Here is a 20,900-nt window from a genome sequence, read left to right as displayed (position 1 = left end):
TTCGCAGAGGTCGTTCTCTGCGAACCTCCGCGAAACCTCCGCGCTCCTCTGCGGGAACCCCGAAAAAGAACTATGGATTCGACTGCTGATTACAACGCGCCGCGCAGCAAACGCCGGTTTTGGATTACCATTTTCATTGTGCTGCTCGTCTTCGGCGGCTTGTTTCTAGTGGGTTTTTTGCCGCGCTTACGCAACGAGAAAGCCCTGAAAGCAGATGCCCAGACTGAGGCTACGGCGGCTCCCATCGTGACGGTGCAAGCCGCCAGGCCCGCCCCCGATACCACGCAGGTGCAGCTTCCCGCCGACACCCGCTCCAACCGCGAAACCTTTGTGTTTGCCCAGGCCAACGGCTTCGTGAAATCGTGGCGCACCGACATCGGCACGCGGGTACGGAAAGGCCAGCTGATGGCCGTGATTTCCACCCCCGAGCTAGACCAGCAGATTGCCGAGGCCCGCGCCAACCTAGGTTTGGCCCAAACCAGCTACAGCCGTCTGCAAAGCGTGGAGCTGCCCGGCGCCATTTCGAAGCAGGAGCTGGACGTAAGCCAAGCGCAGTACGCAGCCCAACGCGCTGGCGTGCAGCGCCTGATTGCGCAACAGGCTTTTCGTCAGGTAATTGCCCCCTTCAACGGCATCGTGACGCAGCGGAATGTGGAAGTCGGCTCCCTGGTATCGCCCAACACGGCCGAGGGCGCGCAGCTGTTCAAGATCGAGCAAACTGACACGATTCGCGCCTTCGTGGAAGTGCCGCAGAACTTTGTGCCGAGCATCAAAGTGGGCATGCACACCGACGTGCTGGTGCCCGAATATCCTGACCGCAAGTTTGAAGGCATCGTGTCGCGCACGGCGGGCGCCCTGAACACCTCCACCCGCACCATGCGCACGGAGGTAAAAATCCCGAACCGCGACCAGAAGCTGCTGCCGGGTATGTTTGCTCAGGTGCGCTTCAAGCTGATTCGCACAGCACCTAGCGTTATCATCTCGGCAAATTCGCTGGTACCCGGCGGTACCAATCCGCAGGTCGTCGTAATTCAGGATAAGAAAGTGCATTACCAGCCCATCGTTCCCGGCCGCGACTTCGGCGCGCAGCTGGAAGTAACAAAAGGCTTGCAAGGCCACGAGCTGCTGGTGATTAACCCCGCCGAAACCCTGGAAGAAGGCCAGCTTGTGCAAACCAAAGTAGCCGAAGCCCCCAAGAAACCCGAAGGCCCCGCCAAACCCGCCGCTCCCCAGCGCCCCTACGACCCCGATCAACCCAGGGTGTCGTCGCCGGTAGCGGATGCTCATTAAGCTGTCATCCTGAACGGCGCGAAGCAGAGTGAAGGACCTCACTCTGAGAAGCACCAACGTTTAACGCAGCCCTAAAACTCTCTTAACCTAGGTTTGGGTGATAAGTGAGTTGGGACTTTTAATAGGGCTTTTCGCTAATCAGAGGGAGGTCACGCCGCTTGATGCGCGGAATGCTCCACTGCGTTGCGCTCAGGATGACAGACGATCATACAACTATCTCACTATCAATTATCCTTATTTCTTTCCCCTACCTAGCTTTCACCACTTCGCATGAAGTTTTTGAAGAGTTCCAGTTCTCTTTTTCGTCGTTTGGGATTCAATATCGGCTGGCTGTGGCTGGTTGGTTGCGCGACAACCTCGCACTACAAAGCACCGGAAGTAGCGACGCCAACGCAGTGGAAAAACAATAGTTCTGCTCCTATTACGAACCCTGCGACGCCTCCGCAGCCAGCCAGCCCAACGCCCGCGCCTACCACGCCAACGCCTGTCAATCAGGCGCCCCAGGCTCCTTCATGGTGGACGCTCTATAACGACCCCGACCTGAACACATTGGAGCAGCAGGCTTTGGCCAGCAACTTCAACGCCCGCGCGGCCGTGTCGCGGGTGGAAGAGGCGCGGGCTACGGTGCGCAATGCCACTTCTTACCGCACGCCCGAAGTGACCGTGAACCCTTCGGTGTACAAGAGCCACTTGTCGGCGCTGCGGCCGGTGCAGTTTCCTAATGCTACGGTTATCGGCATTAGTCAGCAGCAGTTTTACATTCCCATAAACGTCAACTACGAGCTGGACGTGTGGGGCCGCATCCGCAGCAACGTGCGCGCCGCCGAGACGGACCAGCAAGCGGCCGAAGCGGACCTGCGCGTGGTGCAGCTCACGCTTACCGCCGACGCGGCCAGCTACTACTTTACCATCCGCGGGCTCGACGCCGACCTAGGTGTGCTCGACAGCACCCGCCAAGCTAGGGTGCAGAACTTGCAGCTGGTACAGTCACGCTTCAAAGCAGGGGTTGATAACGAAATCGGGGTGCGCCGCGCTGAAACGGAACTAGCCAACGTGGACGCTAGCCGGGTGGAAGTGCAACGCCAGCGGGCCGGCTACGTGGCAGCTTTGGCTACTGTGTGTGGCCAGCCAGCCAGCAGCTTCACAGTGGCTCCGCGCCCTACAGTGCTCGCTGCGCCCACCGTTCCGACCTCTGTGCCGGCCACTCTGCTCGCCCGTCGCCCCGATTTGCAGCGCGCTGAGCGCCAGCTGGCTGCCTCTGATGCCCGCATTGATGCGGCCCGCCTGGCGCGGCGGCCGACGGTGCTGCTCAACGGTTACGTAGGTCCGCAGAGCGCGCAGCTCGGCGAAATCATGCGCCTCAATGACAGCTACACCTATTACCTAGGTGGCAGCCTGGCTATTCCGATTTTCAACGGGGGGCGCTTGCGCTCCAACCAGCAGTTAGCCGAGGCGCGTTTTAACACCGCGACGGCCAACTACCAGCAGTCGGCGCTCACCGCCTTTCAGGAAGTGGAAACATCCTTAGCGGATGTGCAGCAAAGCGCTGCTCAACTCGAAGCGCAGCAGCGAGCTTTGCGCTCGGCGCGGCTAGCTGGGCTGCTCACCCGCGAACGGTACAACCGCGGCCTGACCAACTACTTCGAAGTAGTAGATGCTGACCGCCAAACACTTGAAGCGGCGCGCCTCGTGGTGCAAACCCAGGCTGATCAGCTCCGCTACTCCGTTAATCTTGTTAAAGCCCTAGGCGGGGGCTGGGAGTAAAAACGACTGTAGGAACGCGCCACGGCGCGTTCTCGCCAGAACGAAGCAGGTAGGTAAGTATCCAACCTGAACGTCATTTCGACCAACGGGAGAAATCTCGCGTGCTGAAGTTGAACGTCATGCAGAGCTGGTCGAAGCATCTCTACTGCAATGGTAAACCCTGCCGATTGGAGTTACTACTGCACGCGAGATTCCTCGCAAGGCTCGGAATGACGTTCTGGTGTCAGCCCGCGAGATTTCTCCCGTTGGTCGAAATGACGTTCTGGCTGTTATTGGTACGCCCCTGGCTGTTCTGGCGAGAACGCGCCGTAGCGCGTTCCTACGATTGTCGAAACTTATGCCTAGGCTAGGTGCTTATCTTCCTTGAACTGCCCTCCCCTTCTCATGAAACTCCTCTACAGCTACCTGCGCAACTACTGGGGCTTGCTGGCGCTGGCCCTGTTGCTGGCGGCCATCAACCAGATTTTTTCCCTGCTCGACCCTTACATTCTGCGGCAGATTATCGACCGCTACGTCACGCCTACGCTGGGGAGCACCGTGCGGCCTGGCTTCTGGCAGTTCATGACAATGGGCGCCGGCATCCTGATTCTCAAAGCGATGGGCGTCGCGATGGTGTCGCGCATTGCCAAGAACTTTCAGGACTACTACACCAACGTCATCACCCAGCGCCTGGGGGCTGAGCTGTATTCCGACGGTTTGCGCCACTCCCTGGAGTTGCCGTACCAGGTTTTTGAAGATCAACGTTCTGGCGAAACCTTAGGCAAGCTCCAGAAAGTGCGCACCGATGTCGAGAAGCTGATTCAGAGCTTCGTCAATGTGCTGTTCATTTCGCTGGTGGGCATCATCTTCGTGACGTGGTACGCCATCAGCGTGTACTGGCCTATTGCGGCGGTGTACTTCCTCACAATTCCGCTCCTAGGTTCCCTGAGCCTGGTGCTGAGTAAGCGCATCAAGGTCATTCAGAAAACTATTGTGGCTGAAACCACGGCGCTGGCCGGCTCTACCACCGAAAGTCTGCGCAACATCGAGCTGATCAAAAGCCTAGGCCTGGCTCAGCAGGAAACGCTGCGCCTGAACAACACCACCAGCAAGATTCTGAAGCTGGAGCTGAAAAAGGTGCGCTACCTACGCTCGTTGTCGTTTGTACAGGGCACTTTCGTGAACCTGATGCGCAACATCATTCTGCTGATGCTGCTGTTTCTGGTGGTGCAGAAGGTTATTTCCGTCGGCGAGTTCTTTTCCTTCTTTATCTACTCGTTTGCCATTTTCGGGCCTTTGCAGGAGATGGGTACCATCATCAACGTGTACCGCGAAACGGAAGCTTCGCTGGCCAATTACCAGCAGATTCTCGACACGCCCAAGGAAGTGAAGCCAGCGCATCCGCAGGTTATCAACCAGATTCAGACTCTAGGTTTTCAGCAGGTTCGCTTTCAGCACCTTTCGGCCAGCCTGCCGGCCTTGGATGGCATTACCTTCACCACGAAGCTAGGTGAGACGATTGCTTTTGTGGGCCCGTCCGGCTCGGGCAAAACGACACTGGTGAAGCTGCTGGTTGGCCTTTACCCGCCCGCCAGCGGCCAGATTCTGTACAACAACATTCCCGGCACCCAGCTCGATCTGGATACGCTGCGCGAGCAGATTGGCTTCGTGACCCAGGATACGCAGCTTTTCGCCGGCACCATCCGCGAGAACCTGCGCTTCGTAGCGCCGCAAGCCACCGATGAGGAATGCCTGGCCGCCCTGCGCCAAGCCGCTGCCGACACGCTTCTGGCCCGTGCACCCCTAGGTCTGGATACCATCATTGGCGAGGGCGGCGTGAAAGTATCGGGTGGCGAGAAACAGCGCCTGAGCATTGCCCGCGCCTTGTTGCGCAAACCCACGCTGCTCGTGTTCGATGAAGCCACGTCCGCCCTCGACTCGCTCACGGAAGAGGAAATCGGGCGGACGGTGCGCGAACTGTCGGGCTCGCGCCAGCACATCACCATTCTCATTGCGCACCGCCTGAGCACCATCCTGCACGCCGACCGCATCTTCGTGCTGGAGCGCGGCCACATCGCCGAGCAAGGCCGCCACGAGGAACTGCTGGCGCAGAAGGGCTTATATTATGCCATGTGGCGGCAGCAGATCGGCGAGCGGCCGGCGGCCCTGGTAGCCCCGCAGCTGGCCTAGCACCTCTTTGTAATTTCCGGAACCCGCCTGTCGTCCTGAGGAACGAAGGACCTAATGCCAGTTCAACGACCATCGTGACAACGACTCGTTGAACTGGCATTAGGTCCTTCGTTCCTCAGGACGACAGGCGTAAAACAGGCTAAGTATCAGACGAGCTCAGGCACTAAAACATACTTATTCTACGTTATAAAGCTACACGGGCAAACTGGCAGAGAACCCGCTTCCGGCAGGATTTTTGTCTTTGTTTCGTCCAGCTAACCAAGGAAATATTCATGAAAACCAACCGCATCTTCCGCCGCTGTGCAGGCCTGTTGCTTGCCGGCTGGCTCTTCCTGACGGGCACCATGGCCGTGGCACAAACCACGACCAGCACCCGCGACATTCTGCGTGAAATCACGGATGTGGTCGGCCTGAAGCCTCGCTTTGAACTGCGGGCCACAACGGACGTTCAAAACGCTGCGGCCGTCGTGTACGGCGGCAAGCGCTACTTGCTTTACAATCCTCAGTTTGTGGCGGCCGTGAACCGCGCTGGCCACACCGACTGGGCCGGTATCAGCATTCTGGCCCACGAGATGGGCCACCACCTCAACGGCCATACCCTGCAATCGGGTGGCAGCAACCCCAGCGACGAGCTGGAAGCCGACGAGTTTTCGGGCTTTGTGCTCCGCAAGATGGGTGCCAGCTTGGCCCAGGCGCAAACGGCTATGGCCGTTGTGTCGGATGAAGGGGCTTCGGCCACTCACCCTAGCCAGGCCCCGCGCCTGAAAGCCATCGGCGACGGCTGGAAACGCGCCAACGACCAGATTGTAGCCAGCACCCGCACGGCGGCTCCTTCGTCGGCGCCGGTGGCTATTGCCAGCCGCCCGATTCAGGCTCCGGCTCCGATTACCCAAACCTCGGCCAGCCCGGTGAGCGTGGTCGGCAGAATCACGTTTCACGACAGCCCCGACGAGCTGTATTACCTCACTAACAAGCTGAGTGTGGTGCGGTTGCAGCAAAACTCCCGCACGGCCCAGGTCGTCGGCAAGCTGACGCGCTCCAACAGCCGCTCCTTCCCCTACATCCTGGTAGACGGCCAGGAGCGGCGGCTCTATGTGAGTGCAGAAGGCGGCGTGTACAACAACCGCGGTCAGCAGATCGGCCAGGTTTCCGACCCTTCCTAACCCCAGCTTACTCCAAGTAAAAAGGCCGGTTCCTTCCCAAAAGGAACCGGCCTTTTTGCGTTTGCCAACAACCTAGGTTCCAACGGTTTTCTGGCCGGTGACGAGCAGGTAGAAAACCATTTATCACAAATTAGGGATATTATTAACAAACCCATTTTTAATTAAATTTTAATGTCATAATTTACCCCTGATTCTTGCTTTCACTATCATATTTTATGAGAAAACTAACTACAGTATTCATGCTGACACTGCTCTCCGGACCGCTTTGGGCGCAGTCCGGTAGCTCCACGAAAGGGAACCTCTCCCCGACCAGTCGAGCCAAGGCAGTAGCAGTAGCTCCCGACCTTGAGCTGAAGCGGCCGGACCCAAATTCGCGTATCGGGGGCTCGCTCCAGCAGCTCTACCAGCAGTGGCAGAGCAGCGCCGCCCGCGGGGGTTCTGTGTCGATGCAGAGCAGCTTTTCGGACCTAGGTATCAACGACTCGAAGCAAACCGTGATGGTGCGCATCACGGCCGAGGATGTGGCGGCGTTGCGCCCGTTGCTGGTGGCGCGGGGCTTCGAGGTGGTTTCCGACCAAAGCAAGCTGCACTTTATTGAGGGCCGTTTGCCGCTGAGCCAGCTGGCTCCTGGCAAGGCGGGCATCAGTGCCTTATCTTCCAAAGGGCTGCTCGGCGTGCGTGCGGTAGCACGCCCCATGAACCACGTTGGGCGGGTGCAGAACCAGGCCGACTACATTCTGGAAGCCAACCGGGTGCGTAGTGCCATGCCCACCGGCTACGACGGCACGGGTATGCGCATCGGCGTGATGAGCGACTCCTACAACTCTCTCGGCGGCGCAACCGCGGGCGTGGCTTCCGGCGACTTACCCGCCAACCTCCAGGTTATCAAGGATATTCCGAACGGCACCGACGAGGGCCGCGGGATGCTGGAGTTGGTGCACGACATTGCGCCGGGCGCGGGTCTGGCTTTTGGCACGGCCTACGAAACGGAAGGTGACTTCGCCGACATCATTCGCAAGCTGGCTAACCCTAGCATCGGCAACTGCAAAATTCTGGTGGACGATATCAGCTACTTTGAGGAGCCGTTCTTCCAGGATGGCGTGGTGGCGCAGGCCGTGGAAGAGGTTACGGCGCAGGGCGTAGCCTATTTCTCCTCGGCCGGCAACAATGCCGATTATGCCTCCGAGTACGTTTCGCCGGTTTTTACGCCAGCGACCAACAGTGCCGCGGAGCTGAACTTCAACCCGACGGGCACCACCGATACCCGCCAGCGCTTCAGCATTCCGCGCGGCGTTCCATTTCGTCTGATCCTGCAATGGAGCGACCCATTTTACACGACCAGCGGAGTTAAAACCGACCTGGATGCGTACCTGCTGACAACTACTGGCGACACGGTAGCCCGCAGCACCGATTCTAACCTCACCAATCAGACGCCCTCGGAATACGTTTACTACAACAACACCGGCAACAACACAGCTTTTGATCTAGTGATTCGGCGCCGGGCCAACACGGCCGATCCGGCGCGCATCAAGTATATCATTTTCAACAATGGCAACTCGGCGGCGCCTACCGAATATTGGACCCACAGTGGTACCATTACGGGTCACGCGGCGGCCCTGAGCGCAGCGGCTGTCGGGGCGGCACCTTCTTATAATCGCCTCACGCCCGAGTCGTTCACCTCGAAAGGCTCGCCGACTATCCTGTTCAGCCCAACGGGCGTGCCGCTTCCCACGCCTAGCCTGCGGCCCAAGCCAGAATTCACAGCCGTTGACAACACCAGCACGACGTTCTTCGGCTCCGCTACGCCCGACCCCAAGGATGGCTTCCTGTTCGCGGGCACTTCGGCGGCGGCTCCTAACGCGGCAGCTGTGGCAGCACTTATCTGGCAGGCCAAACCTAGCTATACGAATACGCAGCTCATCAACCAGCTAAAAGCCACGGCGCTCGACATCAACACGGCCGGCTTCGATGAGCTGACCGGGGTTGGTCTGATCAACGCGTACCGGGCAATTTTCGGTAATCCAGTCGCGGCGGCTCTGCCGCTGTTCGACTCCTTCGATGCGCTGACCCTAGGTCAGGCCTGGGAAGTAGGCGGCCGTGGTGCCTCCCGCACCCTCACGCGCTCCGACTACAACCCCGCCTCGGCCCCTGGCCAGTTGGTGCTCGATAACATTCTGCCTTACTACACCACTGGCACTTCGGAAGCGACGCTGCACGTGAACCTAGCTTCGGCTCCCACCGGCGGCGCGGTCCTGACTTTCCGACACAAAAGATTCGTGGGCGAGACGGATCAAGTGATGCCGACCACCTTCACGACCACCAGCGCCACCGATGGCGTAGCGTTGAGCGTAGACGGCACCACCTGGTACCGCCTCGCGGACCTGACCGGCACGGCGGCCACGACTAACTACCAGACGGTGAGCGTGAACTTGACGCAGTTTGCACTGGCCCAAGGCCTGACGCTGACTGCTGATACCCGCATCCGCTTCCAGCGCGCCGGCAGCGGCCAGGTAGACCCCTACACGCCTGCGCGCAGCGGCGGCCGGGCTTTCGACGATATTCTGGTGAGCGGCCCAACGGATACCGCTGTGCCGGTGCCGCTGTTTACCGCCTCTATTTCGAACGCCCCGGTTTGCCCCGGCACCGCGGTGCAGTTCCAGGATGCTTCCTTGTTTGGCGCAACCAGCTACCAGTGGACCTTCCCCGGCGGCACGCCTTCCACGAGCACCTTGGCTAACCCCATCGTGACTTACCCCGCGGCGGGCTCCTACGCCGTGACGCTGCAAGTAACGAACGCCAACGGCATCGCTACCCGCACCATCCCGAACGTCATTACGATTTCGTCGGCGCCGCCCGTGGCGAATTTCACCTTCCGCCAGACGCCCATCTGTCCCGGCAATTCCATTACATTCACGAACACTTCCGAACAGTGCCCGGTTAGCTATCAGTGGACCTTCCAGGGCGGCACGCCGGCTACCAGCGCGGCCCTCAACCCGACGGTAACGTACGCTACCGCTGGCACTTACACCGTCACGCTCACGACCACGAGCACCAATGGCATCAGCACCAAAACCATGACGGTGCGGGTGCAGGCGCCCACGGCCATACCGTTCGCGGAGAACTTTGCCGCCGGTATTCCCAGCTCCTGGACGGTGCTCAACCCCGACAACAGCCTGACCTGGACGGCCGCCTCGGACATCACGCTGAAAGACGGCAGTAAAGGCGGGGCCGTGTTCATGCCCTTCTACGACTATGCCGCCACCGGCCAGAAAGACTCCCTGCAAACGCAGACCTTCAACCTAGGTTCGCAGCCGGGCGCGGGCCTGCACTTCGACGTAGCGTACTCGCCCATCGACAACACCTACAACGACTCGTTGGCGGTGTATGTGTACGCGGCTTGCTCCACTACCCGTTTGGGCCGGGTTTATCTGAAATCATCGGCAACGGGCCTGGGCACTACCCCCGCGCAGGAAACCAAGTTTGTGCCGACGGCCGCCAGCCAGTGGCGCCAGGAAAACGCGGACCTTTCGGCTTATGCCAATCAGTCAGTTTACCTGCGCTTTGTTGGGTTCAACCAATATGGCAACGACTTGTACCTGAGCAATGTGCGCCTGGATAACATCGTGTTGGCGACGAAAAACACCGCAGAATCGACGGCGCTGCAAGTGTACCCCAACCCGGTACAGGGCGGCGCCCAGCTCACCTTGCAGCTGCCTGCCGTGAAAGGCGCGGCTTCCGTGCAACTGGTGGATGGGCTAGGTCGCCAGTGCTGGCAGGCGCAAGTCGAGCTGAATGGCGCAGCCGCTACCACCTATACGCTCAGCAGCGTACGGGCCGCCGGCATCTACGTGCTGCTCTGCCGCACCGCCGATGGACAGCTCTTCTCCCGCCGCGTGGTGGTAAACTAAGCACAACCTAGCTTTCTAAGTGCTTTTAAAAGCCGGCTTCTCAAACCGAGAGGCCGGCTTTTTTGTTGGCTTTTGCTGCCTGTCTAGCTTCTTAACGCTGGCTGTTTTCCTTCCTCCTGGCTTTCCAACCTAGCCCCAATGCCTCACCCTTTTCTCCTCGTCGATGCCTTCACCGAAACGGCCCTTGGTGGCAACCCCTGCGCGGTGGTGCTCGACGCCGACGACCTCACGCCCGAGCTGATGCAGCGCCTAGCCCGCGAATTCAACCAGTCGGAAACGGCCTTTGTGCGGCGCTCAGCGGTGGCCGAGTTTGGCGTGCGCTACTTCACGCCCGCCGAGGAGATTCCGCTGGCCGGGCACCCAACTATTGCCACCGTGGCGGCCCTGGTACACACGGGCCGCCTGCCGCTCACGGGCGCCCGCACCACGTTGCAGCTGGAGCTGCTGGAAGGACCTATCCAGGTAGAGGTAAGCACGTCGGAAGCCGGGCAGCTGCCGCAAATCTGGATGACGCAGCGGCGGCCGGTATTAGGGGCCATCCACGACCCGGCCGTGGTGCTACCCCTGTTTGGTCTCTCCCCCGACGACGTGCTGCCCGGCGCCGTCGTGCAAACCGTGAGCACCGGCACGCCCCAGCTTATGATTCTGTTGCGCGACCACGACGCCCTCCGCCGCGCCCACGTCGCCGATGCCGCCGGCCTGGGTAGCTACCGTGCTGGCAGCGACTTTTTCAGCCCTCACCTGTTCTGCCTGGGTGGCGCAACGGAAGCCGGCCACACCTTCGCCCGCCACTTCGGCACGCCGCCCGACATTTCCGAAGACCCCGTAACGGGCTCAGCTACAGGAGGTATGGCCGCTTACCTGTGGCACTACGGCTATCTGGAGCACCCGCAGTTTGTTGCCGAGCAAGGCCACTGGATGGGCCGCCCCGGCACCGTGCAGGTCATTATCAGGGGAAGCCGCGACAACATCGACGCGGTGCAAATCGGCGGGCCGGCCGTGGTGGTAATGGAAGGAACCCTGGCGCTGTAGCGCGAAGCTTGTGCTTCGCGTATCGTTGAGCGACTTGCCTCTGGTGATGGCTACACGATTTGCCAGAACGTCATTCCGACGAGAGGAGGAACCTCGCGTGCCATGCTAGCTCCAATTGTTCGGAAATTACCACCACCTCAGCACGCGAGATTCCTCGCATAGCTCGGAATGACGTTCTGGCAGCGCTCTGAACTTCCGGATACGCTCTTAGCTGGCGGCTTCCACTCGCACAACAGCTGAGCTACTAAAGCAACTTCAGGCGCCAAAATGGTGTTACCAAGGACCATCTTTCAAACCTAGCTTTTCCTTTGCCCGAACTACCCGAAGTCGAAACTTACCGCCGCTTTCTGAATGAGCTGGTGCTGCACCAACCCATCACGGCCGTTGAGGTGCACGATGCCCACGTATTAGCCGTGGATGAAGACACACTGCGCCAACGCCTTGTTGGTCAGCACGTCATCGCCACTCGCCGCCTGGGCAAAAACTGCTTTCTGGAGCTTTCCGACGGCACGGCCCTGGCCTTGCATTTCGGCATGACCGGCGACGTAGGCGCCTACCGCGACGACCACGACGCGCCGCGCTTCACCCGCGTGGCCCTGCACCTGGCCGATGGCCTGCGCATCGCCTTCATCGACCCGCGCAAGTTCGGCCGCATCCGCCTGACCGACAGTGTAGCGCAATATCAGAAAGCCAAAAAGCTAGGTCCGGATGCCCTCGACGTCACGACGGCGCACTTGCAGAAGGTGCTCGGTGCGAAGAAGCAGTTGATTAAGCCGCTGTTGCTCGACCAGGGCATCACGGCCGGCCTCGGCAACTGGATTGTGGATGAAGTGCTGTTCCAGGCCAAAATTCACCCCGAGCGTCGCGCTAACACCTTGACGGAGCAAGAGTTCGAGGATTTACGCGGGGCCATTCAGCTGGTGCTCACCACCGCCATCCGCCACGAGGCTACCTACCGGCACTTCCCCGCTTCCTTTCTCATCCACGCCCGTGAGTGGGACACCTCCGCCACGCCCGGCACCGACCAGCACAAGTATTGCCCGCGCCACCCTAAGGTCGAGATTGAGAAGGAGTACGTGGGCGGCCGCGCGACGTATTTCTGCCCGGTTTGCCAGCCCGCACCAGCGGAAGAGCGCAACTAGACAACCAGTGACTAGAACAGTACAGTGCAACAATCTGCTAGCTAACGATATGTAGCAGAAACACCGAAGCATGTACCAAAGCCTATTAACAATACCAGCAGTGCACCTAACATAAAATCTTTGCTGTGGCCTTTACTGAATGCTGCACCAATTAGGTTTAGAAACACCAGTAGTAAAATTGCAAACGCCATTGAAATCACAAAGCCCAGGCTAGCCTCACTACCTCGCATGATCAGGCGCAGAAAAGCTGCGGTACCTATGAGAATCAGTAGGTTGAAGACAAGTACACGTTTGGTAAAGGATTCCAAAACACTATTAGATTATTGTGTAGGTTCTGCTCGGCCGGATTTCGAGAGCTGGGCTTTTATTACTTTAATGAATTCTCAACGTCATCATCACCATCGCCGAGCACGCGCCAAAGCCGATGAGCAGCACCAGCAATGCGCTCAGGAAATAGGGCGCAGCGCCTTTCTTTAGGTGCGCAAAACCTAGGATCAGATTTACTAGGACCTGAAGGCCATACGCGAGGGCAAATACGAAAGCTATTCCGCCTTCGGTAACGTGGGCTAGTGAACCCGCCAGCACCGCCCCTATCAGCACGCCTAACAGATTGTTGCGCAAAATGTGGTTGTTGGGTGTTGGCTCAGCCATAGCAAAAAAACCTAGGTTAATTAACGCACATCCAGGTGAAAATGAGTGCCACAATCGCTAAAGCCAATCATAAATACCAGCAACGTTGAAAGTAGAAGCGCAAGGCCGGTTTCGCCTCTCCTGCTTATCAAAGCAATTAAAAATAACATAAAATCGACGATAGCCAGGAAGAACAAGGCGCCGTAGATTCCTGATTCGGGCGCTAGCAGCGTGCGACCCAGGTGCAGCAGCAACACTAAACCTAGGTTAATCAGCAGCACGCGGCCGAAGTGGCTTTTTGGTTTGGCAGGCTCCATCATAGCATCGGAATATCGCGCAATTCCTGTAACCTGGTTACCTTCTCCGCATCCCGGTAGAAGATGTTCATCGTCTCGAACGGGATGATTTTCAGATCTTTGCTCACGATGTGCACGCACGACTTTTTCACGGCGCGCACGTCGAAGTTCCAGGCATCCATGAATTGCAGGATGATGACACGGAACAGGTTTTCATAGCGCAGGTTAGGCGCTTGCACCATCGGCAGGCAGCAGAGCAGCTGGTTCAGCTCGGGCGTGACGGTATCCACCGTATTGGCGGTGCTGAACAGGCGCAGCAAGTGGTTGCGCAGGCGCGGATCGTGCTCATACACAATGGTATTGCCAGAATTTTGGAGCAGCTCGGCGGGCTGAATGTAGCGCGTGAGCGGGAACACTTCGCCACCTAGCTTTAGGGCGTAGCCCATCACCAGCGCGTCGGGGTTGCAGGGCACGGGCAGCAGGTCGGCGGCGGTGAACAGCGGACTTTGGCGCAGAATTTCCTGCCGTACTTCGGTGAGCGAGAACCGGTCGGTTTCGGGGTTGAAGTGGTCGAGGCGACCGGCGGCTTGCGTGGGCTGAAACGTGACGCCGCGCACGCACCGCTGCTTCAGGGCAAAGTCGATGATTTCGCCAATTTCGTCGTGATTGAGGCCTTTCTGCAACGTCACGACGAGCGTGGTGCTCAGGTTGTACTTGTTCAGGTGCTCCAGGGCTTGCAGGCGCACCTCGCGCAGGTCGCGGCCGCGCATGGTTTCGAGCACTTCCTTGCGGAACGAATCGAACTGCAAATACACCTCAAAGGCCGGCACGTAGGTGGCTAGCCGCGCCACGAAGGCTTCGTCTTTGGCCAGGCGCACGCCGTTTGTGTTCACCATCAGGTGCTTAATGGGCTTACGCTTGCACATGTCCAGGATTTCCCAGAACTGCGGATGCAGCGTCGGCTCGCCACCGGAAATCTGCACGACGTCGGGCTCGCCTTCGTTCGCCACCAGCACATCCACCATGGCTTCCACCTCTTCCAGCGTGCGGTGCCGCCCGTGCGTTGGACTCGATTCGGCGTAGCAGGTGGGGCAGGTCAGGTTGCAGCGGTCGGTTATCTCAATGACGGTAAGGCAACTGTGCTGCTCGTGATCGGTGCAGAGGCCGCAGTCGTAAGGGCAGCCGTAGTGCGTAGCGGTGTTGAAGCGGCGCGGCGTTTCGTTGGGCTTTACGTAGTTGCGGATGCTCTTGTAGTACTCCACATCAGTGGCAATGAGCACCTTCTGCCGGCCGTGCGTAGGGCAGCGCTTGAGCATGTACACGCCGCCGTCTTCAAATACAATCTTGGCTTCCACGCGCCGCAGGCAGTGCGGGCAGAGACTTAGAGTAAAGTCGTAGTAGGTATAGGGGCGTTCGGGCATGTGACTATAGCTAATGGAGAAAGCAATTGAAGTTGAGAAAGTCACTATAAGCTGCTCTAGCTATTCATCTATAGGCTTCCAGTCTCCCTTTACAAAAAACACGTTGCCGAATTTCGGAGAATTAAAGACATAATAAAAAGAAGAACCTGTGTAGTAAAGCGTTGGATTGTCTTCTATTATATGATATGTTGGTGTATTAATTTGTAAAACGAGCCTAGGCCTTACGTAATCTTCTAGAAAGCTAACGGCACCTGTGTACACCTTGACTACTTTACCCTCTTCCATTAAGTAAAAGTAAAATTTATCATCCCTAGTAATTTGAAACCGAAAATGATTGTATTGCCAATCTGCTTGTCTACCGGGGAACTTACTTCTATCAATTATATACTCTCCATAAAGATCATCACGTTCAATGTTTCTATTACCAAATAAGACCTTAGTTATCATAACAAAGACAATCAACGACACTATCAACACCCAGATAACACCAATAAACTGCAAAAACACCTTTTTTCTTGTAAATAGCCATATCAAGCCACATATTACAGTAAGAGGAAATAATATAAAAGCAACAAATAAATTAAAACCGAACCCCATAACTATAATACAAAAAGATGTATTTTATTTTACAGACCACTTGGACTTAGTCATATAAGCATCAAACTTATTCTTGCCATCAAAATATCCTCCTACCTGCGTATCTAAATAAGATAAAAGTGCGGGGATATCTTCTTTGAAGAGACAGTATGCCTTCATGTCTTCGAGCATCCATAATACATCTCTGCAAACTGATTCCCAAGAGCTATCTTTCTTTTCAATATCGTCATAATCATCTTGTAGTGGCCACCATTCACTCTGTGCCCACTCGCATATTTGGCTACTACTTAACTTATCAGCTTGCCATTCTTGTAGTTTACTTCTGATTATTTCTCTTGTCCAACAAGTCATGTACATTTTCTTAAAGCGGCTCATTATTTCGCAAGCTACTTCTATACTAGATAATTTGGTATAATTCCTACAGGGTTTCCCGCCCAAACAGCCACGCATAATACCCCAGCCCCGCCACGCACGCCCACTGAATGGCCGTGAGACCTAGCCCCGGTAGCGGTGGCGTAGGCTTCAGGAACTCCACCAGTAGCCGAAACAACAGGTACGAAGCCAGAAACAGCCGAAACCGGATACCATCAGCGAGCGGTCGGCGGCGCTCCAGGAGCCACAAACCTAGGCCGAGGGCGAGCAAAAACAGGATTTCGTAGAGATTAGTGGGGTGGCGGCGTATTCCGTCGCCGAAGTCGAGGCCCCAGGGCAGCGTGGTGGCCGTGCCGTAGGTGCCATCTTCGAGGCCGCTGAGAAAGCACCCGACGCGACCCAGCCCCATGCCGAGCAGCAACGGGTACACCATCAGGTCGCCGGAGGATGCCGTGACACCTAGGTATTTCTTGGTTAGCTCCACCCCGATCAGGCCGCCCAGCAAACCACCGACAATAGTTTTATTGGTGAGATAATACGTAAAGCCGCCTGGCGGATGCAGCAGTAAATCAGGGTGTTCGAGCAAACCTAGGATACGTGAGCCAAACAGCGCCCCTGCCGCCGCGCCCACGAATATCCAAAGCCGGTGTTCGGTGCTGATGCGGTCCTGGGCAGGATTACGCAGGCGATTGTAGAGGCGGTAGCCGAGCGAGTACGCCAGCACCTCGCAAAGTAAATGCACCGGCAAGATCAACGGCCCAAGTGCCAGTTGAACGGGAAACGTCACGGAGGAAATGGCAGATAAGCGTTTATCTGCCCAAGGTATTGAAAGCGCAACTATATAAATGCAACCGATATAAAGAACGTCATGCTGAGCTTGCCGAAGCATCTCTACTGCTGTAGTAATCAGATTTACTTTGGCGGTAGAGATGCTTCGGCAAGCTCAGCATGACGTTCCTATAGCCTTGTCCTTTCTACCTACCGATTGCTGCTCAGCTCGTTGTTCTGCTTCTCAGCTTTGCGGGTGAGCGTGGTAAGCCATGACTGGGTGAGGGGCGTTTCGCTTTCGTAGCCGTGGCGGCGTTCGTTGCCTCGTTCGCTGGGGCCGGGCAGGCTGCGGTTTACCCAACCTAGGATGTCGGTAGCGGCGCCGGGCATGAGGCCGTGGAAGGCGGCCAGCACCTTGGCCGGTACGCTCAGGATGATTTCGCCGTCGCCGCGGCGGCAGGCGTTCCAGATCTGGCGGGCGGCCGTTTCGGCGCTGAGCGTCCAGAACGGCATCGAATCGGCGATGGTAAACCAGCTGTACTCCTTTTTATGCTGGCCTTTCACGATGGCGTGGCGGGCGCTGCCCGTGCGCAGCAAGCCAGGGCAAACCGTGGTGACAACAATACCGTGCTGCGACAGCTCCGCCCGAAAACCTTCCGACAAGCCCACCAGCGCAAACTTACTCGCGCTGTAAGGAGCCAAGTGAGGAATAGCCACTTTGCCACCCAAGGAAGCAATATTCACAATCCGGCCTTCGCCGCGGCGGCGCATGGAGGGTAGCACGGCCTGCATGGCGTGCAGCGGTGCCCAGAAGTGCGTATCCATCGAGTCTTCGTAGTCGCGCAGCTCAGTGTTGTCGAGCGGGCCGGCGGTGATGATGCCGGCGTTGTTGACCAGCACATCAATAGGACCTAGCTTTTGCTGGACTTCCGCCACCATGGTGCGCACCGCGTCGGCATCGGTGAGGTCGCGGGAAAGGGCAATTACTTCGGCGCCATCAGCCGCCAGTTCCTGACGGGCGCGCTCCAGCTCCTCGGCGTCGCGGGCACAGATGGCTACTTTCGCGCCTTCGGACACGGCTTGTCGGGCCAGCACCAGACCTAGCCCCCGCGAGCCGCCCGTGATGAGTACCACCCGGCCGTCGAGGTCGTAGGAGCCACGGCGGTTGCGCCACACGGTGGCGGCGGCAAAGACAGCTCCGGCCGCAGCAGCCACGAGCCAGTTAGTTCGGTTTTCTCGCTTCATACCAACTTGTAAGGAAACCGGGGCGGAAAGGTTGCGCTTCGGCCATCACAGATTTTGGCACGACAGCGTATGAAAGTGCTATTTGGGAACGTTAGCGACGAAACGCTGTTACTTTTGGCGGCAAATTGCTCCGTTTTTCCCCTGACTTTCGCCGTTTTTCAGCCTGACTTCCTCTTTTGCTGCTTTTTATCTAATGAAGACTTCCCTCCTTGCCTTGTCGTTTGTGCTGGCTGCTGCCGTGGCCGGACAGGCGCAGACAACCATTAAGACCAAAGTTAAACCTGCCAACGGTCCTTCCGAAAAAACAAAAACCACGCTGCCGACGGCCAGCGCGACGCCGGCACCTAGCTCAGCCCGGATTGAGGAACGTGCCAACGCTCTCACCGAAAACATGCGCCAGGGCCTGGCGCTCACGCCGCAGCAGGTGGAAAAGGTACGCCAGATCAACCTAACTAGCGTGCGCAACATGGAAACCGCCAGCAACCGCTACAAAGCCGACTTACCCAACCTAAACCGCATGGCGCAGGACATCGGTGCCTCGCGCGTCGCGGCACTGAAGGACGTCCTCACGCCGGAGCAGTTCAACCGTTACCAGCAGAAGCGCGAGCAGAAAATGGGCGTGCCCAGCACCCGCGGTGCGCAGGGCAACGCGGCGCCGGGTCTGCCTGCTAGCCGGGGCGAAGAGTAGGTTAAAAGTAACAAAAACCGCTTGTCGTCCTGAACGCAGCAACGCGGAGTGAAGGACCTCCCTATGATTAGCGAAAAGCCTTTTAAATGCCCAAAACTCAACTAATACGCCTACAGCCCTCTTTGGTATGGTACCAAACCTAGCTTTAGAGACTTGGGCTTATCTAAGGTTTAGGGCGTTTAAAATGGTTTTGCGTGTAAGAGAGGGAGGTCCTTCGCTCTGCTGCGCGCCGCTCAGGATGACAGACGTTTTTACTTACTTGAAAAACGTGTCCCAGGCCAGGCGCACGATTATTCCGCAGACTACCACCAGGAACAGCACCCGCACAAACCCCACGCCGCGTTTCAGCGCCACGCGGGTGCCTAGCACGGAGCCTGTCACGTTGCACGCCGCCATCGGCAGGGCGATGTGCCAGATAATGTGGCCAGTATAGGCGAAGTAGGCCAGGCTGGTGAGGTTAGTAGCCACGTTTACGACTTTCGATGAAGCCGACGCGCTCAGGAAATCGTAGCCGAAAAGGCCCACGAAGGCAAACAGCAGGAAGCTGCCCGTGCCGGGGCCGAAAAAACCATCGTAGAACCCGATAATTAGGCCAATGCCGATGCCAAACAGTACCTCCCGGCGGTCGTCGAGGCGGGGTGCGTGAATAGCGCCGAAATCTTTGCGCCAGAAGGTGTAGATGGCAATAACCACCAGCAGCCCCAGCACCAGCGGCCGCAGCAGCTCCGAGGGTAGCAGCGTGACCACCCGCGCGCCCACAAACGACATCACGCCGGCTACCACGGCCGCTACGCCCACTGAGCGCCAGCGAATCGGCACCTTGCCGGCGAAGCGCTGCAAGGCCATAGCCGTGCCGGAAATAGAGGACACTTTGCCCGTTCCAAGCACCGTTGGCACGGGCACGGCCGGCAACAGCAGCAGCATGGCAGGCGTCTGAATCAGGCCGCCGCCGCCCACAATAGAGTCGATGAAACCGGCCAGAAAGGCAAAACAGCAGAGCAGTAGAAGCGTGAGGGTCATAGTAGCGGCGAAGGTAGGGCTGCCGCGGGTTTTAACCCGAATGCGGCCAAGTAAACGCGCTGCCTGCCGGTCCGACACCCTGAGGTCTGTAGACAATCACCGTTCGGTAGCGCGAAAATCCGTTTCGCGACGAGCAAAGCGAGTACCTAGGTGGCAGAACTCGCGCTGCTCGTCGCGAAACGGATTTTCGCGCTACTGCTCAGGCAAAAAGGGGCAACTTTCGGCAGCTTCTGCGTAGATAATCATTTTCCTTTACCCCACTTTGCCCTCGTACTGCTGGCCAAACCGGCGCCTGTTGAACCCTAGCCCTCCTTGCTTGTTTACCTAGGTATAACGCTCTATTACCATGGAATCCACGAAGCAAATCAGCCTTAGCGTCTTAGATCAATCGCCTATACCGCAAGGCACTACGGCGCGGCAGGCCATTCAGAATACCATTGAGCTGGCCCACCTTGCCGACCGCTTGGGCTACACCCGCTATTGGGTGTCGGAGCACCACAACGCGGGCTCGCTGGCGGGCACTACGCCGGAGGTGCTGTTGGCGCGGCTGGGCGCCGAAACCGAGCACCTGCGCCTGGGTTCGGGTGGCGTGATGCTGCCCCACTACAGCGCCCTGAAGGTAGCCGAAAACTTCCGGATGCTGGAAACGCTCTACCCGAACCGCATCGACCTAGGTATTGGCCGGGCGCCCGGCGGCGACCGGCTCACGGCGTCCATCCTGAACCCGGCCAATAAATTCGACGAAAACGACTTTATCGATCAGTTGCAAGACCTCGACCGCTACCTTACCGACGAGCACGGCGAAGGTCCGTTTGTGCAGGCTGCGCCCATTACTGATACGGTGCCGGAGCGCTGGCTGCTTAGCTCTAGTGGGCAAAGCGGGCTGTTTGCGGCGTACCTAGGTTGGGCGTTTTCATTTGCGCACTTCATCAACCCAAACGGCGGCCCCCAGATGATGCGCATGTACAAGGAGAAGTTTCGCGCTTCGCCGTTGTTGCGCACGCCCCAGGCTAACGTCGCCATCTTTGTGCTCTGCGCCGATACGGCCGAAAAAGCCAAACAACTCGAAGACACCCTGGTGCTGCAAATGATGCGTCTGGAACGCGGTGAACGGGTTGGCTTTCCTCCTTACGACGAAATTAAAGACTACCGCTACACCGCCGCCGAGCTGGACCGCCTCGCCTACCAGCGCCAGCGCGTGGTGAGCGGCACGCCCGAGCAGGTGCACGCCAAGCTCACCAAACTGGCCGCCGATTATGGCGTTGATGAGGTAATGGCTGTTACCATCACCCACGATTTCGCCGACCGTCTCCGCTCCTATGAGCTGCTGGCCCAGGTATTCGAGCTTACGCCCCGGATGGCACAAGTGGCCGTTTCGGTGTAGAAAACCTCTTA

General features: G+C 58.0%; 18 protein-coding genes. 9 read left to right on the top strand and 9 right to left on the bottom strand.

All coding sequences use genetic code 11. From position 1 onward, the window contains the following. Positions 1-72 precede the first annotated feature (72 nt). The 7 genes from IEX74_RS18355 (at position 73) to mutM (ending at position 12,468) form a co-directional block, all read left to right on the top strand. Positions 73-1,290 (top strand): efflux RND transporter periplasmic adaptor subunit, encoded by a 1,218-nt coding sequence (locus IEX74_RS18355; protein WP_188815490.1) that lies wholly within the window; start codon positions 73-75, stop codon positions 1,288-1,290. A gap of 309 nt (positions 1,291-1,599) precedes the next feature. Further along, a complete protein-coding gene (locus tag IEX74_RS18350; RefSeq protein ID WP_188815489.1) occupies positions 1,600-3,054 on the top strand; it encodes an efflux transporter outer membrane subunit in 1,455 nt (484 codons plus the stop codon). A 384-nt stretch (positions 3,055-3,438) separates the two neighbouring features. After that, positions 3,439-5,223, top strand: coding sequence for an ABC transporter ATP-binding protein (locus tag IEX74_RS18345; RefSeq protein WP_188815488.1), 1,785 nt, complete (start codon positions 3,439-3,441; stop codon positions 5,221-5,223). Between the two features lie 272 nt (positions 5,224-5,495). Further along, positions 5,496-6,386, top strand: coding sequence for a M48 family metalloprotease (locus IEX74_RS18340; RefSeq protein WP_188815487.1), 891 nt, complete (start codon positions 5,496-5,498; stop codon positions 6,384-6,386). Between the two features lie 215 nt (positions 6,387-6,601). After that, complete coding sequence (locus tag IEX74_RS18335; protein ID WP_188815486.1) at positions 6,602-10,294, top strand: PKD domain-containing protein; 3,693 nt, start codon at positions 6,602-6,604, stop codon at positions 10,292-10,294. 138 nt (positions 10,295-10,432) lie between these two features. Beyond that, the gene (locus tag IEX74_RS18330; RefSeq protein WP_188815485.1) at positions 10,433-11,326 is read left to right on the top strand and encodes a PhzF family phenazine biosynthesis protein; all 894 of its coding nucleotides are present in this window, start codon (positions 10,433-10,435) and stop codon (positions 11,324-11,326) included. A gap of 308 nt (positions 11,327-11,634) precedes the next feature. Continuing rightward, positions 11,635-12,468 carry a DNA-formamidopyrimidine glycosylase gene (gene mutM / locus IEX74_RS18325; RefSeq protein ID WP_188815484.1) on the top strand — a complete coding sequence of 278 codons (834 nt, stop codon included), beginning with the start codon at positions 11,635-11,637 and terminating at the stop codon, positions 12,466-12,468. 41 nt (positions 12,469-12,509) lie between these two features. Here mutM and IEX74_RS18320 read toward each other — a convergent pair whose 3' ends face one another. From IEX74_RS18320 to IEX74_RS18285, 8 genes are all read right to left on the bottom strand, one after another. Continuing rightward, positions 12,510-12,776: a hypothetical protein gene (locus IEX74_RS18320; RefSeq protein ID WP_188815483.1), complete on the bottom strand. Its 267-nt coding sequence runs from the start codon at positions 12,774-12,776 to the stop codon at positions 12,510-12,512. Between the two features lie 64 nt (positions 12,777-12,840). Beyond that, positions 12,841-13,119, bottom strand: coding sequence for a hypothetical protein (locus tag IEX74_RS18315; RefSeq protein ID WP_188815482.1), 279 nt, complete (start codon positions 13,117-13,119; stop codon positions 12,841-12,843). A 20-nt stretch (positions 13,120-13,139) separates the two neighbouring features. Next, complete coding sequence (locus IEX74_RS18310; protein ID WP_188815481.1) at positions 13,140-13,418, bottom strand: hypothetical protein; 279 nt, start codon at positions 13,416-13,418, stop codon at positions 13,140-13,142. After that, entirely contained in the window at positions 13,415-14,815 is a 1,401-nt protein-coding gene (locus tag IEX74_RS18305; protein WP_188815480.1) for a radical SAM protein, read from the bottom strand. The genes IEX74_RS18310 and IEX74_RS18305 overlap by 4 nt, the downstream gene beginning before the upstream one ends. A 60-nt stretch (positions 14,816-14,875) precedes the next feature. Beyond that, complete coding sequence (locus IEX74_RS18300; protein ID WP_188815479.1) at positions 14,876-15,412, bottom strand: hypothetical protein; 537 nt, start codon at positions 15,410-15,412, stop codon at positions 14,876-14,878. 24 nt (positions 15,413-15,436) lie between these two features. Beyond that, positions 15,437-15,787, bottom strand: coding sequence for a hypothetical protein (locus IEX74_RS18295; RefSeq protein WP_188815478.1), 351 nt, complete (start codon positions 15,785-15,787; stop codon positions 15,437-15,439). Between the two features lie 43 nt (positions 15,788-15,830). After that, complete coding sequence (locus IEX74_RS18290) at positions 15,831-16,571, bottom strand: prolipoprotein diacylglyceryl transferase (protein WP_188815477.1); 741 nt, start codon at positions 16,569-16,571, stop codon at positions 15,831-15,833. Positions 16,572-16,762: 191 nt separating this feature from the next. Next, a complete protein-coding gene (locus tag IEX74_RS18285) occupies positions 16,763-17,797 on the bottom strand; it encodes an SDR family NAD(P)-dependent oxidoreductase (RefSeq protein WP_188815476.1) in 1,035 nt (344 codons plus the stop codon). Between the two features lie 193 nt (positions 17,798-17,990). Here IEX74_RS18285 and IEX74_RS18280 point away from each other — a divergent pair, with 193 nt between their 5' ends. Continuing rightward, positions 17,991-18,485, top strand: a complete 495-nt coding sequence (locus IEX74_RS18280) for a DUF4890 domain-containing protein (RefSeq protein WP_188815475.1) — start codon at positions 17,991-17,993, stop codon at positions 18,483-18,485. 255 nt (positions 18,486-18,740) lie between these two features. On the opposite strand, the gene IEX74_RS18275 is transcribed toward IEX74_RS18280, so the two are convergent. Further along, a complete protein-coding gene (locus tag IEX74_RS18275) occupies positions 18,741-19,505 on the bottom strand; it encodes a sulfite exporter TauE/SafE family protein (RefSeq protein WP_188815474.1) in 765 nt (254 codons plus the stop codon). Positions 19,506-19,851: 346 nt separating this feature from the next. Between IEX74_RS18275 and IEX74_RS18270 the strand changes: the two genes are divergently transcribed. Further along, positions 19,852-20,889, top strand: coding sequence for an LLM class flavin-dependent oxidoreductase (locus IEX74_RS18270; RefSeq protein WP_188815473.1), 1,038 nt, complete (start codon positions 19,852-19,854; stop codon positions 20,887-20,889). Positions 20,890-20,900: the final 11 nt, after the last annotated feature.

It is taken from the genome of Hymenobacter cavernae (assembly GCF_014641455.1).
Taxonomy (GTDB): Bacteria; Bacteroidota; Bacteroidia; order Cytophagales; family Hymenobacteraceae; genus Hymenobacter; species Hymenobacter cavernae.
The sequence above is the reverse complement of the archived record's forward strand: the minus strand, read 5'-3'. Positions and strand labels throughout refer to the sequence as shown.

Excerpts from the sequence above, each read along its gene's own strand:
- IEX74_RS18345 (WP_188815488.1), top strand. The coding sequence starts at position 3,439 with ATGAAACTCCTCTACAGCTACCTGCGCAACTACTGGGGCTTGCTGGCG.
- IEX74_RS18340 (WP_188815487.1), top strand. The coding sequence starts at position 5,496 with ATGAAAACCAACCGCATCTTCCGCCGCTGTGCAGGCCTGTTGCTTGCC.
- IEX74_RS18275 (WP_188815474.1), bottom strand. The coding sequence starts at position 19,505 with ATGACCCTCACGCTTCTACTGCTCTGCTGTTTTGCCTTTCTGGCCGGT.
- IEX74_RS18280 (WP_188815475.1), top strand. The coding sequence starts at position 17,991 with ATGAAGACTTCCCTCCTTGCCTTGTCGTTTGTGCTGGCTGCTGCCGTG.
- IEX74_RS18270 (WP_188815473.1), top strand. The coding sequence starts at position 19,852 with ATGGAATCCACGAAGCAAATCAGCCTTAGCGTCTTAGATCAATCGCCT.
- IEX74_RS18300 (WP_188815479.1), bottom strand. The coding sequence starts at position 15,412 with ATGGGGTTCGGTTTTAATTTATTTGTTGCTTTTATATTATTTCCTCTT.
- IEX74_RS18295 (WP_188815478.1), bottom strand. The coding sequence starts at position 15,787 with ATGAGCCGCTTTAAGAAAATGTACATGACTTGTTGGACAAGAGAAATA.
- IEX74_RS18330 (WP_188815485.1), top strand. The coding sequence starts at position 10,433 with ATGCCTCACCCTTTTCTCCTCGTCGATGCCTTCACCGAAACGGCCCTT.
- IEX74_RS18355 (WP_188815490.1), top strand. The coding sequence starts at position 73 with ATGGATTCGACTGCTGATTACAACGCGCCGCGCAGCAAACGCCGGTTT.
- IEX74_RS18285 (WP_188815476.1), bottom strand. The coding sequence starts at position 17,797 with ATGAAGCGAGAAAACCGAACTAACTGGCTCGTGGCTGCTGCGGCCGGA.
- IEX74_RS18335 (WP_188815486.1), top strand. The coding sequence starts at position 6,602 with ATGAGAAAACTAACTACAGTATTCATGCTGACACTGCTCTCCGGACCG.
- IEX74_RS18305 (WP_188815480.1), bottom strand. The coding sequence starts at position 14,815 with ATGCCCGAACGCCCCTATACCTACTACGACTTTACTCTAAGTCTCTGC.
- IEX74_RS18315 (WP_188815482.1), bottom strand. The coding sequence starts at position 13,119 with ATGGCTGAGCCAACACCCAACAACCACATTTTGCGCAACAATCTGTTA.
- IEX74_RS18310 (WP_188815481.1), bottom strand. The coding sequence starts at position 13,418 with ATGATGGAGCCTGCCAAACCAAAAAGCCACTTCGGCCGCGTGCTGCTG.